Genomic DNA, 14,971 nt, shown 5'->3' with positions numbered 1-14,971 from the left:
TTTTAATCTGATCTAGGCTGCCGCTGATTTCGCCATTCAGGGATACTACTCCTGTCTGGCAAAGCATAATACTTGTTCCACAGTTGCAGATAGGCAGACTGTTCATTTTCCCATCGCTCGTCATCCCATGCCAATTCAGGCTGACAAATTGCCCTGATGCGCGGCAACAATGCCAGGCCACCCTGGCGTACCAATAAGCCCAGCCTTGTCCTGCGCAACATCAGGTCTTGCAAGTGCTCTACCGCTTCATGCCGTGCCGCCCAGCGCAATTCTACCCACATGGTTAATGTGCCTGGTATGTAATCCAGTTCACCATCTTGAGCAACCTCTACAATCTCAGCAGCGGATTCACCATAATGGCCTTGTAACCGTGATTTTTGTGTATGGCTTAATTTTTTTTCATTCGATAAATCTGATGAGCGTGTAAATAAATTGCTCACCTTTTGATCAGACTCATGACCAGGAAATAAATGAGCAATATGCTTTAGCGCATCTTGCGCAATCAGCCTAAAAGTCGTCAACTTGCCGCCAGTGACTGTCAATAAACCCTTTTCAAGCCAGATCGCATGATCACGTCCCTCCTTGGATGGGTCCGCCTTGCCAGTATCAATCACAGGTCGTATGCCTGCATAGCTGGCGATGATGTCATCGAGCTTGAGTTGCAATTGCGGGAACTGGAAGTCCATCGCTTCCATCAGGTAAGCGACTTCGTCTGCAGTAATGGCAGTTTCTTGTTGCATGTCAGAGCTATGATCCACATCTGTCGTCCCCACCAGACTGACGCCTTCCCAGGGATAAACAAAAACAGGGCGGCCATCACGGGGGTGCATCAGGCTTACTGCCTGCGCCACCGGCAAGCGCCAGGCAGGTAATAGCAAATGACTGCCGCGCAGAGGGCGCAATCTTGCACTTGCCCCTTGCTGCTGACGCAGGCCGTCAGCCCAGGCTCCGGTTGCATTGATGATGACTTTGGCCTTGACCTGATATTCTTGCATGCTCACTTCTTCTCGCAAGACCACTCCAGTGGCCTGCTCGTTTTCATACGTGACACTTTTTACAGCAAGGTAATTCAATGCCGTGGCTCCGGCAGCGCGTGCCTCCTGCAAAACCCTGAGCACCAGACGGGCATCATCAGTCTTAGCATCCAGATAGCAGGAGCCGCCCTTCAAATCGACCACAGGTATGTGCGGTGCCAGCATCTGGAAGTCCTGCGCTGAGAAATAGTGCTTGCCACGCAAACCAGCCAGAAAGTCATAGATGACCAAACCCATCGCAAACATCCAGCGCCCCGGCTTGCGACCCTGATAGTCGGCAAAGGCAAAACTCTGAGGCTCTACCAGGCCAGCCGCAGCTTGCATCAATTGCTGCCTTTCGCGTACAGAATCCCGTGTCAGGAGAAATTTACCTTCTTTGATATAACGCAGCCCACCATGCACGAGTTTGGATGAACGGCTGGATGTACCCCATGCGAAATCTTTTTGCTCGACCAGCAAAACCCTTAAGCCACGTCTTGCAGCTTCCAGCAATATACCTGCACCAGTGATTCCACCGCCGATGACGATGATGTCCCAGACTTGCTCATGGCTGGCAATCGTCTTAAGCAAGTCGGCACGTGATTTGGCTGTTTTCATTGCTTTACATCTTCGGCAGGCAATAACTTACCCGGATTCATGATGCCTTGCGGATCGAAGTGTTTGAACAGATGGCGCATGCCGGATATTCCCAGGCTGCCTTTTTCAGCTTCCAGGTAAGGCGCATGGTCACTGCCCACGCCATGCTGGTGACTTATGGTGCCGCCATTAGCGACGATAGCTGCAGAGACTGCAGATTTTAGCCTGCGCCAGCGTGCATAATCATGTTCATAATCACCAGTCAGGCGATAGACAAAGGTTGAGTAGACGCTGGCTCCTTGGCCATACAAATGCGACAAATGCGTATAAGCATGCACCTGTTCATTTTCTGTTGCCATGGCATCCCGCCCGGCTTGTTCCATGCTCAGCATCATGGTCTTCACTTTGGGCCAGTCGCAAGCTGTCTCTACGGTATCTATCGCATAACCCTGCTGCCAGGCACTGTTGCGCAGATAGACATTCCTGAAACGCCCCTGCTTCCATTTTTCACCCATGGTTTTACCTACATGCACACCTTTATGCTGGCCCGTCATCTTCAATGCAGATTTGATGGCATGGCGCACTTGAGATTTTTCGCCGCTGGCACCGATGAGCAAAACGCATTTACCTTCATCACAGCCACGCAAGCGCAGATAAGATTCCAGCAAGCCTATCAACTTCTTGTGGCCTGCCAGTGTCAGGCTGGTCAGGGTTTCAGTTGCATTTGACAGCCGTAACATTGATAAACCGGGCTTGCCCTGGGTGATAGACCTCACAGCAGTTTGCGCTGCATCCCAATCAGGAAAGAACACGGCATGAAATTCTTCACATGCAGGTAAAGGCGTGATGCGTACGGTCACTTCAGTCACTATGCCCATGCGCCCTTCTGAGCCCAGCAGCATTTCCCGCAAGTCAAGCCCGGCAGCGGATGCCGGAAAGGTCTGGATATCCAGCCTCCCCGCAGGGGTCTCTACCCTGGCACCAGCCAGTAATTGTTCTATACGCCCATAGCGCAATGATTGCTGACCAGATGAACGGGTAACCACCCAGCCGCCCAGCGTTGAATATTCAAAAGACTGAGGGAAATGTCCCAGCGTATAGCCGTGGGCGCGCAATTGCGCTTCCAGGTCCGGGCCAAAGACACCTGCACCAAAAGTCGCCAGTTGTGCTTCCTTGTCCAGATTCAGCAATTGCGACATGCGTGACATATCCACCGACAAAACAGGCTGCATGCTCTCTGTGACGGCGAGATGCCCCACTACGCTGGTGCCACCACCATAAGGTATCAGGGCGATATTATGCAATGTGGCGTAATCCAGCAAACTGCGCACATCTCCGGCACTTTCTGGGTAAGCCACACCATCAGGGAAATGGCTGATCTTGCCAAAGCGCATTTTGAGCCAGTCTGGCAGGCTTTGCCCCAGGCTATGCCTGACACGGCCCAGCGCATCTGTATCTACCAAAGGATGAGCCAGCAAACGGCTCTCTGGCACTTGCTGGCATACCTGATCCAGTTCTGCATCTGTCTGCGGCACGCCCTGGCCTATGCGTGCCTGCAAAAAACTCAGGGCATCTGCATTGATCGCATAATGAATACTGTCATCACCCCAACCATTCCAACGTCGCATTTTTTCTATCCCTGAATTAAGCCTGAGCTTGGTATACTCAATAATTAACTTGTAGCTTAATCAAGTGTCACCTTCAGGTATTGCGCTTTCATGACAAGGTTCTTGTTTTAATATGCCAAATTCACATACAGGATCAGTCGCGAATAAGCTCAGCACTGGGCGGGTGGCTGCCGCCTACCTGCAACCTTTGCTTGAACTGGCGAATGAACGTAGTTTGAATTTGCGCATGCTGGCGACCATGGCTGGCATGGCTGAAGAGGCACTGAGCAGACTGCAGGAAAGCATAGCTGCTGCGGACTATATAAGCCTGCTTGATGCAGGTGCAGAACTAAGCAAAGACCCGCACTTTGGCTTGCATGTAGGCGAAAGAGTCAAGCTTGGCACCTACAATGTGTATGGCATGATACTTATGAGCTGCAAGGACTTTGAACAGGCCTTCCAGCAAACCATGCGCTATGAAGGCTTGGCGCATGACCTTGGCCGCTCGGCATTGGTCATTGATAATGCGATGACTGAATATCAGTGGCATAGCCATTTCCCACAAGCCAGCAGGCATCTGGCTGAAAGCGTATTCGCGGGCATACGCGTATTTGGCAACTGGTTTGCTGGCACTACACTGCCCGACGCCCCGGTTTATTTCAGGCATGCGGCTCCAGATGATTTGAGCGAACATCACCGCCTGTTTGGCATGGAAGTGCATTTCGATGCAACGCTCAACTGCGCCCGCTTTCCAACCGCTTTGCTGAGCTGGCCAGTACCCAATGCCGATGTCAGCATGTACCCGATATTGCAACATCATGCCGAAAAATTACTCAAACAAAAACAGCAGGCCCAGCAAGACGGCGGCATCGTCGCCCAGGTCAGGGCTGCTATCAGCAATACTTTGGCGCAAGACCAGGCCAGATTACCCCTGATCGCTCAAGAGCTACTGCTGAGCCAGCGAACGCTACAGCGCAAATTGAGTGAGGCTGGCATCAGCTTCCAGCAAATTCTGGATCAAACCCGGAAAGACATGGCCATCGATTATTTGCAGCAAACAGGTTTCAGCCTGGCTGATATCGCCTTCCTGCTAGGCTATCAGGAGCAAAGTGCTTTCAACCATGCCTTCAAGGAGTGGACTGGCGTGAGCCCGGGTGCGTACAGAGAAAAACACCAGCGCCGTAAATAAACTAAAAATAAATCGAAAATAAAAAAAGCGTGAGTCGCTTATACGACTGACGCTTTTTTTGAATTCTGGACGGTGGCTTGTCTGCTTGAACGCAAACCAAGCGCACCTCACTACCGTCATACATATCGGTTGTATGTACAGCAGCTAGACATACTATAGCGCAAAATTATGACGGCTGCATGAAACACTTTTTGTGCTGCATCAACCGCCTGCGATTTTATTCGCCAACACTGACACCCGAGTCTTTATCTTGCGCAAGCGCATCAGCAGAAGCCTCAGTGACGGCGAGTTTTTCAAAGCGGAACAAGTCTTGCACCGAACAATTAAAAAGCTCGGCAAAAGCTTCAATAAACTCTACCTTCCAGTGTTCTGCCTTGTTATCGACGATACGCAATAACTGGGAATGCGAGACGGTCACCCGTCTTGCGATTAGCAGGCGGTGCAAGGCAGAAACCGAACGAATCTTGTGCTCAACCATCAACTCACGGATTCTGAGCTCGGCTTTTATTTTGTGTCCGGACATGGGGAAAAGTATTGTTACTGGGTTTGTCATAAGCGTGATTGAACCTCAATCAACGGCTGCGATGATACAGGATATAAGCAATTTTTGCGGTCACCGCATAAAAACAACATGAAACATTCAATTTTCTCCACGCCATGCTGGATTTTTTCCAAAAGCTGTGGCAAGATCAATTCATCGAATTTGGCAAGACTTTTAAACATTTTTTCTTAAGGAACGATACGTGAAATCTACCTGGCTCCCACAACTGCAACAAGACATGTGCTTAACCGCACAAGGCTTGCTGTCAGCATTGTCGGCCAAGGCAGTGGCGGGATTGAATTATCGTGATGCACTTACAACTCTGGCGGCGTCTGGCACAACGTCCAAACGCGATGATAGCAACAACATTATTCGCACAGTCGCCAAGCATGTGAGTACCCGTAGCGAGCAGTCCAAGCCAGTTAATTTTACGTTTAATTCTAACCAGTATCACCGCATCCGAAGGCCAACCCTTCAGGTAGCAGGAGCAAATTAAAACCCGCTCCTCCTTACTTAAAGCTGAAAAGCCCGGATGCCTTTAAAAGCTCCGGGCTTTTTGTTTAATCATCTGCTGTTTTTTATCAAAAAAGCACAGACCCAGCAGTAAAACCCGCGCAAGCGGTCGTGGCCAGTAACTAGCAGTCGGGCCACGGAAACACCGGTACTGATAACAGTTCCGCAAGTAACAATATGCATTTAATCAAGCTTCTCCTTGCTTACTGAATCGCAAGGACAAGCCCGGGCTTAAAGGGGAAATCCCACCAGCTTGACGTTATTTTTATTTCTAAGGAAGGGAGGTAAACATGTTTGCTGTATTCTGGATAGAAATCCACAAGCAAATTAAGATGTCTCACTGCAGGGAATTTGATACCGGCGACATGATTGCCGCCCTCAAATTTGCTGACAATCTGAGACAAAGACAGGCCGCAGGAGAATATATACGCCACATCAGCATGTCGTCAGAAAATACCAATTCTGTCGGTGTGCCAAGTGCGGCAATAGATTATCACTGGGCCGACCACAAGATCGCGGCATGATACAAAAACATATCAACGCCACTATCAATATGACACCAGCAAATGCAAAGACCTGAGCTAGCTCAGGTCTTTTTTATTGGCAAGGCGAATTACTTAATGCAATTGATCCAGGACGCCAGCGGATGCGAAGAATTTGGCTCTTGCACTGAATAGCGTGGTACCTGCACTACCTCTTTTTGGTCCTGCATCGTTTTTGATGCCAGCACATCGACGATATTCTGCGACAGGTTTTCGCGGTGATTTTCTCTCAGCCATGTCACCAGCTTGGTGCTGGAATCAGTATCCGTGGTCATCAACACTCTTGCCGCTTCAAAAAGAGAATTTTGTATCGGCACCTCGTCGCAACGCCCGGGCCCGTTCAAGGCAAGCTTGTAATTTGTTTGTATGGAATTGACAAAACGGTCTAGTCTGATGAGCTGGTTATCCCGATAGGAATCATCTCTGTATTCATCAGCCGCAGCCTGCTGGAAAAATGCATTACGCTTGCGCGGATTACCCTTTTTAGTCAACTCCAGCAAACGATCCAGACCTATATGCCAGACCGCACAATTTGCATTATTGATAGAGCGGCCTGCGGATTCATTCAATGCCAAATGACGCCCGCGCTCAACAGTATTTCCTTTTCCAGAAAATGCATAATTCTTTAAAGGGATATTGACATTAGGGTTGAACCTGAATGACTGATCAGACGCCAACGGCACGCCCAGCATCTCCAGTTGCCATTCCCTGCGTTGCTCGAGCAAGGAATCGAAAGCGCGATAGATAGACGGGCTGATGACATAATCTATCATACTGCTCCTGGTATCTGCCAATGAACCACTCAAGTCTCCCCTGTCATTGACGTGCGCATCTACCAGTATCAGCAGGCAAGACAAATCCTGAGTGCCCACCAAAATTTCTGAATAGGCACGGACCAGGGCATCGACACCCAGGTTATCAGACGAACCGGCATCATATAGATGCAAAAATTTGGGGCTGGCCTGATGATAAATATCAGTGTCAGCATTAAAGTTTTTTAATGCCAGAGGCACGAACAAACCAGGATAGGCAGCAGATGCAGCCACTGCATCTGCCAAACGCAACTGATTTAAATCTGAACCAATTTCCTTGAATGCCGCATCAGTGAAAGTGAAGCCCTGCAGGCTCGCTTCTGAAGAATTAAGCCCCCTGGTCGTCAAGCTGTCTGCGCCGACAAAGCGGTGTGCATGCGAGCTGTTGATATACAGCGAAGGCTTGCCCGGCTTGCGTTCACCCAAATCACCATACACCGCGCCTTTGTATATCCCCGTGTCAAACACATCTGCCAGAATGCGGGTGGCATTCTTACCGGATGTCAGGGTGGGTACAAAATTGATAGGATTGGCCGAACGGTATACCCATGATGACAAATAGTCCCGGCGCAATTGGGACGCCATCACATCAAAATCTGCGTCACTGGTCAATGGCTTCAGGCTGACAGCAGCTGCCGCAAGTGAGCCACCAGAGACTGATGACACTGCCGTGACTTCATCAAACAAACCAAAATGACGCAACTGCGACATCACCCCCAGGCCAAAATTTGCCGCCCGCAATCCTCCTCCAGAAATCGCGACTCCCACAAACATGGGATGGGGGCAAGGATCAGTCTCAGCCGCAGTACTTGTTGCACATCCCAGCCTCGACGCGTAATGCGCCCGTGGAACGCTGGTGTCACCACCAGCAGCCTTGACATTTATATGAGGATTTCTTTCATCGAGGTGCAAAGAAGCACAACCTGACAAAAGCATCGTCGCCCAGATCGAAGAGCCGATAATGGCATTTTTTATCGGGGAAAGATTCAACAATTCAAACTCCATGACTCCCTTGAAACTTTGAATTCCCTGGTCAATATAAAAAGATTGACGACGAAAATTCAAATGCAAACTTGATAGGCTATTAATTATTGCATAGGTTCCAGAATATCTCACAGAGTCGCTGCAATCCAGTCCTGCCCTCCCTCGCAAGATACAGCAAATCACTAAAGCTGCACCGCACATATGACACGAGATCTCTAAAATGAACTTGTCTTTTTAACCATCATCAACTACATTGTCAAATCGGAATTTAAAACTGATTTGCCCGATGCGCATATTGACCCGGCCAGGACAAATCTGCCCCTCCCCCCCCGCATACCAACCCACATCTACGAGGAAAATAGTATGAGCACATCGATAGGCAATACATCCGCCCCCAATCCAGGATTAGCGATGACGCTGGCGGCAGTAGCATATTGCGCTGATCCAGCCTCAACATTAAACAGCATGGACAATGGCTGGAGCGCAGTCTGGGTAGCGCAAACTGACATCAACGGCAATATCGCCTTCGTTGCCTATAATGGCAGCTCACAATATGTGGTGGGGATACGCGGTTCACTGCTCAACTTTAGCTGGCAGGCTTTTGACAACTGGTTTGATCAGGATTTCAATGTGTTTGAACAAACTGCCTGGACATATCCAGGCAGCGACGCCAACCCCATGATCTCACAGGGCTCGTCAGATGGTCTCAGTGACCTGACGCAGCTGGTCGATGCGACTGGTCAAACGATATACCAGTACCTTACTGCAAATGCCATCGGCAGTGACATTTCTATCGGCGTGGTTGGACATAGCTTGGGCGGCAACCTGACGACAGTCTTTGCGCCCTGGCTGTTGTATCAACTCCAGCAAAACAATATAACCCCGCCCAAACTTTTCCCTGTGTTCACCTTTGCCGCACCCACCGCTGGCAACCAGGCATTTGCAGATGCCTACGACAAAAGCTTCTCCAATTCATGGCGCTACTATAACGAAATAGACCTCGTCCCCATGGCATCGGACAATTTACGTTCTGCCGGCTTACTTTACTCACCAGCACCAGAAGCCAGCGGCATAGAAACCACCTACGACAACATCACCGTCACGCTCAAAGAAGGCATAGGCCTCATTGCCGATGTAATCGACGCTTCCCAACTTGGTTACGGCTCGTATTACACCCAGACCAATCAGGCCAGCGGCAGTGTCATGCTGAACACCTCAAAATCATTGCACTCTGTCGATACCAGCAAGGCACTGATAGATCAATGGTTTGACCAGGTGGCCGCGCAGCATGAGCAAGCCAATTATTTATCTTTCTTTGGATTACCGCCGGTCAGTTGCACAACTTCGTAAATGCACGATACCTGCCAGAGCAGCAAGAACAAACAAGCCCTTGATCAACAAGGGCTTGTTTTATGATGAAAAGTCCTCAGGTGCGCTGCTGGCCTTAGCGCGAATTTCGCTGCATAAAAAGGCTGGCTACGCTCAGTATCGCCAGTGCGCCAACGATCAAACTGCCCAGCGCCTGAAAGTCAAAACCACTATTGTAGGGTGTATCAACATTTAAATATGAGGGCATCAGGCAACCTATGATCAGACCACCCGCAATACCAACGAGCACATTCAGATAAATATTCTGGTGATCCCCCGTCGAAGTCGTCAAAATAATCCAGCCGACGATACCACCGACAAAAATCCAAAAAATCAATTCCATATGCCCTCCGAGTTGGTTAGTTATCCTGCGCTGCTATTTACTAGATCGTCATCGTTAAAAATCAATGACCAAATAATTTTTGTCTTTGTTCATGGCGTTGCTGTGCTTCCAGAGACAGTGTTGCAGTAGGGCGAGCCAGCAAACGCTCAACACCAATAGGCTCGCCAGAATCTTCACACCAGCCATAATCCCCTTCATCTATACGCGCTATCGCAGCCCTGACCTTTTTGAGCAACTTGCTTTCACGGTCACGCGCACGCAATTCCAGCGCATGCTCTTCTTCTATCGTGGCACGGTCAAAAGGGTCTGCAATGATGTCGTTTTCCTGCAGATGCATCGTCGTCTCATTGGCATTCTGAACCAGAGTCAATTCGATTTCCTCCAGGCGAGATTTAAAAAACGCCAGTTGCGCATCATTCATGTACTCCATCTCCCCCATGCGCAGAATTTTTTCTTCTGTCAGCTTAGGCCTGGAAGCAAGTGCACTGGATTTGATTGCCGCTTTTTTAGATGCAGTATTGGTTTGCATGGTAGTCATCGTGATACTCCTGAATCAAGTAGTGAGTCGATTGTCCAATTAAATATTTCTCAAGAGAACTTTAGAAGAACCCAGCAGATCCACTGCATAGGTTTTTACTTCGCTGTTGCAGAAATATTTAAAACGTAAGGCAAGATACCAATCAATTCCCGCCACATCTACAAGACCAAGGCCACAAAACTTGTCAGTCAGTTCCTACGCTGACTCAAAAATCGAATAACATATCCATTCTGCCAATCATGAAGACGACCTTGCTATGCTGTAAGCATAGGCGCGCAACATGCAGAACACACCAGACCATGCTGGCAATCGCGTCATCGCTCACAAGCATGAAAATGCCTGAATGGTGGCCTGAGCACGCACCCGGCTCATTACGCTGCCCGCGCTGACGCTCGCTACAGTAAGTGAATGAATCAGGCGAACTACATAGTATGCCTCTCTAAAGACATACGTTTTGCCAGCCAGGCAAAGTCAAAAAACCGTGCGTTATAAGCCTTGTAAGTATCGATGCCCCACAGCACTGCGCGTTGTCTGACAAAACGCCTACATCTCCACTGACTGAAAGCAATAAAACATCTATTTAAGATGGCGCTACTGGTTATTTCAAACCACCGCGTCAAACCACCATGACAAATTGGCGACCTTGGGTCGAATCTATTGAGGAGAAAATAATGTCATCAAATTCCATCAGCAACAACCAAGCCTCTTCCAAACGCTTTGCGTCCATCATGAATACAACCATCAACGCTGTCATTCAAGATGCTGCCAACCAAAGGGCACAGTCATCGTTCAATGACGACCTCCAAAGAAACGGCATATTTGCTGATGAAGAACATGATTTTCTTGAGAGCTCCACAAAACTGACAGCCAGCCTCACTCGCCATACGGCAAACAAAGAAGTGAAAAAACCAAGAGAAGAATTTGATGATGACGACCTGTATGTCTTTATGGATGAGGACTATCAGGACGACCTGCGTTTATCCGACGCCATGATTTTTGATGATATGTCCAGATCATCCATGTCAGATTTCTAAAGCGCAGCTTTGGAAATAAAAGCGCGGCAATAAGTAGAGGAAAGTGGAGGAAGCGCAGAAAATTCCCCCTTCACACACCCTTGACTTTGCCGTCAATATCTCAATCTGAATTTTAAGAAAATCAAAAAAATGACTACGTCCAGAAATATTTTCACCAATAAAGAAAGCAGCTTCCCAACCGCATCAGGCATCTTCTATGGTTTGGGTCTTGGAGGCCTGGTGGACACAGTCATACTCCCCCGCATCTTCAACTGGCACAACACCCCAAGCAATGTGCACCCTATCACATCCATTAAAAACCTCCCCGTCAGCAACTTCACAGGCAGCATGACAGCTAGCCTTGCATACACCCTCACCTACGTCTTCTTCATCACTGCATTCATCCTGTTTTGGCAGGCCAGTAGAACATACAGCTTGCAAACGTCATCACCATTATTGAAAGGAAGCCTGCTCACTGGCTGGGGCATGTTTAATATGATAGAAGGCATCATCGGCCACTACCTCCTGAGCACACACCGTACCGAAGGATTAGCCGCTATCGCGCATTCAATTTATTGGGACATCTGCTTCCTGGTGACAGGCGTGATCATGCTGGCCGCAGGAATAAAATTGATACAGCAAAAAGACATGAAACAAATTACCTATCTGTTTGGCGTGAATACAGCACGAAAAAATCAAATTGCTTGAATTGGACGTTGAAGCTACCTAATACCGGGCTGGCCAGCTAATCTATCATATGCGTCCTCAACCGAACTGGCTTCCACTCTATCGACAATAGTATGATTCTGACGATCTATAGCTTTAAACTTAAATGCAAACATCAATTACTTCTTTCATAAAAATTGATATTTATCGTAATAGCTGACCATTTGACCAAGCGACAGATGTCAATTTGTGGCGAGAAATTTGCGTAGTGTACGCATGTACAATGATCGGTTGATTATTGGGTATGTATGGCAACAGCTATATTCTAAGAAATTCAAGATAACACGTTTTTACTCTTCAATCTCATCTGGTAAATTGTTTGCACATAAACGAAGGAACTCCAAATAATTCTTCGCAATCACTTTAATGGAATTACCTTCCCAATTGACAGAAATAACCTGCCCCATTTCTCCGCCAATGTCGGGGTCAAAGTCAAAGCAAGTTTGTGACCAATCAGTAACATGGAACGGAATCCAATAGTCAGACCACAAATTATTTTTTACAGGGCCAAAGCAAATTAGTGAATCCATGGAGTTATCGCCATCTCGAAGATTTGCATCATGAAGGTCTTTTGCAACACCCCTTACTTCATCCAACTCAAGTAGAATCGATTTAGCGTCAAGCAGAGTTCCCTCATAAAATTTAACAGTCCAGCTAACAGTTCCGTTATGTCGCCGCAAACTGTCCAAAAAATCGTCAGGTAGCTTATTTTCCAAGCGACTATTTAAATCATTTATAACATCGACTGTTGCGGGAGCATTGAGGTATGACCCAAGCGACTCGTTCAAATGAGTCAAATTCCAAAATTCAATTTCTTCCCATATTTTTTCTAGCTGCTTATTCATACTATCGCCTACCAAATTTTAACTTTTCTCTCGCGATTTATAGCAAACGACCTTACCCCTGGAATGCCAAGAGCGATAAACAGAGACTGTTTGCTATAGCCATCCCATGCAATTCTAGCAAATTCATTGCAGAAATGTCTCAACTGTACACCTTGAATTTTTTGCTCAATTGACAGAACCATTCTCAATGAAACATTATTATATTTATCGAAATTATCTTCTTCGGAAAAATAGGGTCAGGTCTTACATTACGACATATCCTTGAAAATGTGTGAATATAAAATCCTATTTTCTCAATTCAAGATTTCTGCTCGAATGCCCGCACTGCCCTGCTTACCGTCACATGCCAGTTCCAGTAGATGAGCTTCTTTTTGCACGAGGATGGCTTTATACCTACCCTGACACAAATGCCCTACCTGCTTGTGGCCGCGGTTGAAACGCTGGGTACATAACTCAAGCTTAGTACGATTTTTGAAATGTATGAATGTAAGACCTGACTCTATTTTTCTGCGGAATTTGCGACGTGGTACAACGTGATACGGCCGCATCAGCATTTATCTGGGATGACACCTGCTGAAGTATGGCGTGGAATTGATCCATATAAAACCGCACCGAAATCGGTGCAGTACTTTACGGCTTGGGATGGTTTGTTGCGAGGGTATTATTTGTGGCGTTAGCGACGCTCGCTCTGACCCAAAAGAGTCATCACATCAAGATACGGACAGCAAGACTGTTCGGGAAAATGTTCGTCCTTAGCAAAGGTTTTGCGCAAATTTTAAGCAAGCGAGCCAAAGATCTGGGCCATCTTGATTAAAAATTAATCAGCTCGACGTTCAATTGTGCCAAAACGTCTGTCGATTTCTGCAAAAAAATGCAGGTCAGACAGAATGTTTCTGGTCAATCGAACGCCGAACAGGGCAATCAACAAGGCAGCAAGCAGCAAGGTCACTCCCATTTAATCCAAATCCACAGGATATTTGGTACCACTTGTTACTAACACCGGGCCTACTAAAGGATCAGCTTTAAAGCCTTTGTAATAAATATTAAGGAAACTGAATCCCCCTAAGTTATGCAACTTAGCAAGTTCGTAAAATTTTTCTGTCGCATAGGAACAATCTGACACAACATAATCTAATGTACCTGGAAGCCTGAATATATAGAGATCATCCAAGATAGCCGATTGCTTGAACGCAGGCGCACGCAGCATTTTACGTCGATCCTTAGCTGAACTGTAAGGTTCATCAAATCGCGACAATTCTTGATCTAACTCACCGAAATAATATTGGGTCACATAAAGTGCCCAGTATTGGCAAGGAGCGCCGACAATATCCAAACTCAAAAATCGTACTTGCTCCTCTAAAATTGGCTCCAATATTTTACGAGCATGATCGCTAACAGCAATCTCACAACCAGGCACTACGAATCCTGGCCCGACTACATCCAGAAAATATGGTTTCGCTTTTTTATCGTGCTCACGCTTTGCAACGACTTGCAAACCTGGCCATTGGTCAGCAGCTACCTGCCGTGCTGTTGGCGCAGGGTTCGGGCCATCATCAGGATTCATGAACTTTAATTGTTCTCGAGTTTCGAGCGTAATTCCATGAATCCCTATTTTCGATGCTTTGCCAACACTACTAAGTTCGTACACTTTCATATCACCCTCAAATAAGATTCGCTAAGACACTACCATCTTCGAATAACTCATTACGGATTTTTTGTAGTTCCTCAAGCACACCCAAAAGCCCGCCGCGTGCGTCTGCCTCTTCGATACGCCTTGACACTATTCGCCCATAATCATCAAAATGACGTCCATTATGTACTGCGCCAGCCCACTCCTTTGGTGAATATTTTCCCGGCAACCATACACCATTTAGAGGCGGGAAAAATAGGGTCAGGTCTTACATTACGACATATCCTTGAAAATGTGAATATAAAATCCCACTTTTTCAACTCAAGATTTCTGCTCGAATGCCCGCACTGCCCTGCTGACTGTCACATAGTGGACTGCGAAAAAAAGCAGCGATTTCTGCCATGGTGTAATCGCCTGAGCGATATGCCTGGGCCATTGCTTCATTGCGGTCGGGGAATTTTCCTTGGTAAGCGTACAGTGGCTGGGCGATGGCGCGACGATGGGCGATGGAGATATCCCTGAGGTCTTCTGGATGTGGTTGATGCTGGTACTTTTCGACAAATTGCTCGTCGCCCAATAACAGTGAGGTATCCTGACTTTTTCGGACACTCTTGTTTGTTAAAATAAACGATCAGGAGAAATAATGAAACAGAAAAAGACATACACACCGGAATTGCGAGAAGAAGCCGTAAAGCTTGTTTTGGCGCAAG

General features: G+C 47.5%; 14 protein-coding genes. 5 read left to right on the top strand and 9 right to left on the bottom strand.

All coding sequences use genetic code 11. The features are described from left to right. Nucleotides 1-2: 2 nt before the first annotated feature. Nucleotides 3-1,631 (bottom strand): glycerol-3-phosphate dehydrogenase/oxidase, encoded by a 1,629-nt coding sequence (locus ACO0LL_RS04535; protein ID WP_422949702.1) that lies wholly within the window; start codon nucleotides 1,629-1,631, stop codon nucleotides 3-5. Beyond that, the gene (locus ACO0LL_RS04530; protein WP_422949701.1) at nucleotides 1,628-3,238 is read right to left on the bottom strand and encodes an FAD-binding oxidoreductase; all 1,611 of its coding nucleotides are present in this window, start codon (nucleotides 3,236-3,238) and stop codon (nucleotides 1,628-1,630) included. Before ACO0LL_RS04530 ends, ACO0LL_RS04535 begins: the two co-directional genes overlap by 4 nt. Nucleotides 3,239-3,350: 112 nt before the next feature. Between ACO0LL_RS04530 and ACO0LL_RS04525 the strand changes: the two genes are divergently transcribed. Next, on the top strand, nucleotides 3,351-4,406 hold the full coding sequence (locus tag ACO0LL_RS04525; protein WP_422949700.1) for an AraC family transcriptional regulator: 1,056 nt from the start codon (nucleotides 3,351-3,353) through the stop codon (nucleotides 4,404-4,406). Between the two features lie 217 nt (nucleotides 4,407-4,623). Here the strand turns inward: ACO0LL_RS04525 and ACO0LL_RS04520 are convergent, their stop codons facing one another. After that, nucleotides 4,624-4,929 carry a helix-turn-helix domain-containing protein gene (locus ACO0LL_RS04520; protein ID WP_422949699.1) on the bottom strand — a complete coding sequence of 102 codons (306 nt, stop codon included), beginning with the start codon at nucleotides 4,927-4,929 and terminating at the stop codon, nucleotides 4,624-4,626. An 821-nt stretch (nucleotides 4,930-5,750) separates the two neighbouring features. Here ACO0LL_RS04520 and ACO0LL_RS04515 point away from each other — a divergent pair. Then, entirely contained in the window at nucleotides 5,751-5,984 is a 234-nt protein-coding gene (locus tag ACO0LL_RS04515; RefSeq protein ID WP_232063347.1) for a hypothetical protein, read from the top strand. Nucleotides 5,985-6,073: 89 nt separating this feature from the next. Here the strand turns inward: ACO0LL_RS04515 and ACO0LL_RS04510 are convergent, their stop codons facing one another. Then, the gene (locus ACO0LL_RS04510; protein WP_422949698.1) at nucleotides 6,074-7,807 is read right to left on the bottom strand and encodes a patatin-like phospholipase family protein; all 1,734 of its coding nucleotides are present in this window, start codon (nucleotides 7,805-7,807) and stop codon (nucleotides 6,074-6,076) included. 354 nt (nucleotides 7,808-8,161) lie between these two features. Here ACO0LL_RS04510 and ACO0LL_RS04505 point away from each other — a divergent pair, with 354 nt between their 5' ends. Beyond that, the gene (locus ACO0LL_RS04505; RefSeq protein WP_422949697.1) at nucleotides 8,162-9,148 is read left to right on the top strand and encodes a lipase family protein; all 987 of its coding nucleotides are present in this window, start codon (nucleotides 8,162-8,164) and stop codon (nucleotides 9,146-9,148) included. A 94-nt stretch (nucleotides 9,149-9,242) separates the two neighbouring features. Here the strand turns inward: ACO0LL_RS04505 and ACO0LL_RS04500 are convergent, their stop codons facing one another. Beyond that, nucleotides 9,243-9,509 carry a GlsB/YeaQ/YmgE family stress response membrane protein gene (locus ACO0LL_RS04500; RefSeq protein WP_422949696.1) on the bottom strand — a complete coding sequence of 89 codons (267 nt, stop codon included), beginning with the start codon at nucleotides 9,507-9,509 and terminating at the stop codon, nucleotides 9,243-9,245. Between the two features lie 61 nt (nucleotides 9,510-9,570). Next, nucleotides 9,571-10,038, bottom strand: a complete 468-nt coding sequence (gene dksA / locus ACO0LL_RS04495) for an RNA polymerase-binding protein DksA (protein WP_422950010.1) — start codon at nucleotides 10,036-10,038, stop codon at nucleotides 9,571-9,573. A gap of 635 nt (nucleotides 10,039-10,673) precedes the next feature. On the opposite strand from dksA, the gene ACO0LL_RS04490 reads away from it, so the two are divergent. Beyond that, entirely contained in the window at nucleotides 10,674-11,081 is a 408-nt protein-coding gene (locus tag ACO0LL_RS04490; RefSeq protein WP_422949695.1) for a hypothetical protein, read from the top strand. A 129-nt stretch (nucleotides 11,082-11,210) separates the two neighbouring features. Further along, entirely contained in the window at nucleotides 11,211-11,768 is a 558-nt protein-coding gene (locus ACO0LL_RS04485) for a DUF2243 domain-containing protein (RefSeq protein ID WP_422949694.1), read from the top strand. A 308-nt stretch (nucleotides 11,769-12,076) separates the two neighbouring features. Here ACO0LL_RS04485 and ACO0LL_RS04480 read toward each other — a convergent pair whose 3' ends face one another. The 3 genes from ACO0LL_RS04480 to ACO0LL_RS04470 form a co-directional block, all read right to left on the bottom strand. After that, a complete protein-coding gene (locus ACO0LL_RS04480; protein ID WP_422949693.1) occupies nucleotides 12,077-12,631 on the bottom strand; it encodes an SMI1/KNR4 family protein in 555 nt (184 codons plus the stop codon). 955 nt (nucleotides 12,632-13,586) lie between these two features. After that, entirely contained in the window at nucleotides 13,587-14,285 is a 699-nt protein-coding gene (locus tag ACO0LL_RS04475) for a hypothetical protein (RefSeq protein WP_422949692.1), read from the bottom strand. Between the two features lie 292 nt (nucleotides 14,286-14,577). Continuing rightward, nucleotides 14,578-14,838: a hypothetical protein gene (locus ACO0LL_RS04470; protein ID WP_422949691.1), complete on the bottom strand. Its 261-nt coding sequence runs from the start codon at nucleotides 14,836-14,838 to the stop codon at nucleotides 14,578-14,580. Nucleotides 14,839-14,971 lie beyond the last annotated feature (133 nt).

It is taken from the genome of Undibacterium sp. TC4M20W (assembly GCF_049340245.1).
Lineage (GTDB): Bacteria > Pseudomonadota > Gammaproteobacteria > Burkholderiales > Burkholderiaceae_D > Undibacterium.
The sequence above is the reverse complement of the archived record's forward strand: the minus strand, read 5'-3'. Positions and strand labels throughout refer to the sequence as shown.

Bases quoted from the DNA above. Each gene is read 5' to 3' on its own strand.
- ACO0LL_RS04505 (WP_422949697.1), top strand. From the start codon at position 8,162: ATGAGCACATCGATAGGCAATACATCCGCCCCCAATCCAGGATTAGCG.
- ACO0LL_RS04515 (WP_232063347.1), top strand. From the start codon at position 5,751: ATGTTTGCTGTATTCTGGATAGAAATCCACAAGCAAATTAAGATGTCT.
- ACO0LL_RS04520 (WP_422949699.1), bottom strand. From the start codon at position 4,929: ATGTCCGGACACAAAATAAAAGCCGAGCTCAGAATCCGTGAGTTGATG.
- ACO0LL_RS04500 (WP_422949696.1), bottom strand. From the start codon at position 9,509: ATGGAATTGATTTTTTGGATTTTTGTCGGTGGTATCGTCGGCTGGATT.
- ACO0LL_RS04490 (WP_422949695.1), top strand. From the start codon at position 10,674: ATGACAAATTGGCGACCTTGGGTCGAATCTATTGAGGAGAAAATAATG.
- ACO0LL_RS04535 (WP_422949702.1), bottom strand. From the start codon at position 1,631: ATGAAAACAGCCAAATCACGTGCCGACTTGCTTAAGACGATTGCCAGC.
- ACO0LL_RS04480 (WP_422949693.1), bottom strand. From the start codon at position 12,631: ATGAATAAGCAGCTAGAAAAAATATGGGAAGAAATTGAATTTTGGAAT.
- ACO0LL_RS04475 (WP_422949692.1), bottom strand. From the start codon at position 14,285: ATGAAAGTGTACGAACTTAGTAGTGTTGGCAAAGCATCGAAAATAGGG.
- ACO0LL_RS04530 (WP_422949701.1), bottom strand. From the start codon at position 3,238: ATGCGACGTTGGAATGGTTGGGGTGATGACAGTATTCATTATGCGATC.
- ACO0LL_RS04485 (WP_422949694.1), top strand. From the start codon at position 11,211: ATGACTACGTCCAGAAATATTTTCACCAATAAAGAAAGCAGCTTCCCA.
- dksA (WP_422950010.1), bottom strand. From the start codon at position 10,038: ATGCAAACCAATACTGCATCTAAAAAAGCGGCAATCAAATCCAGTGCA.
- ACO0LL_RS04525 (WP_422949700.1), top strand. From the start codon at position 3,351: ATGCCAAATTCACATACAGGATCAGTCGCGAATAAGCTCAGCACTGGG.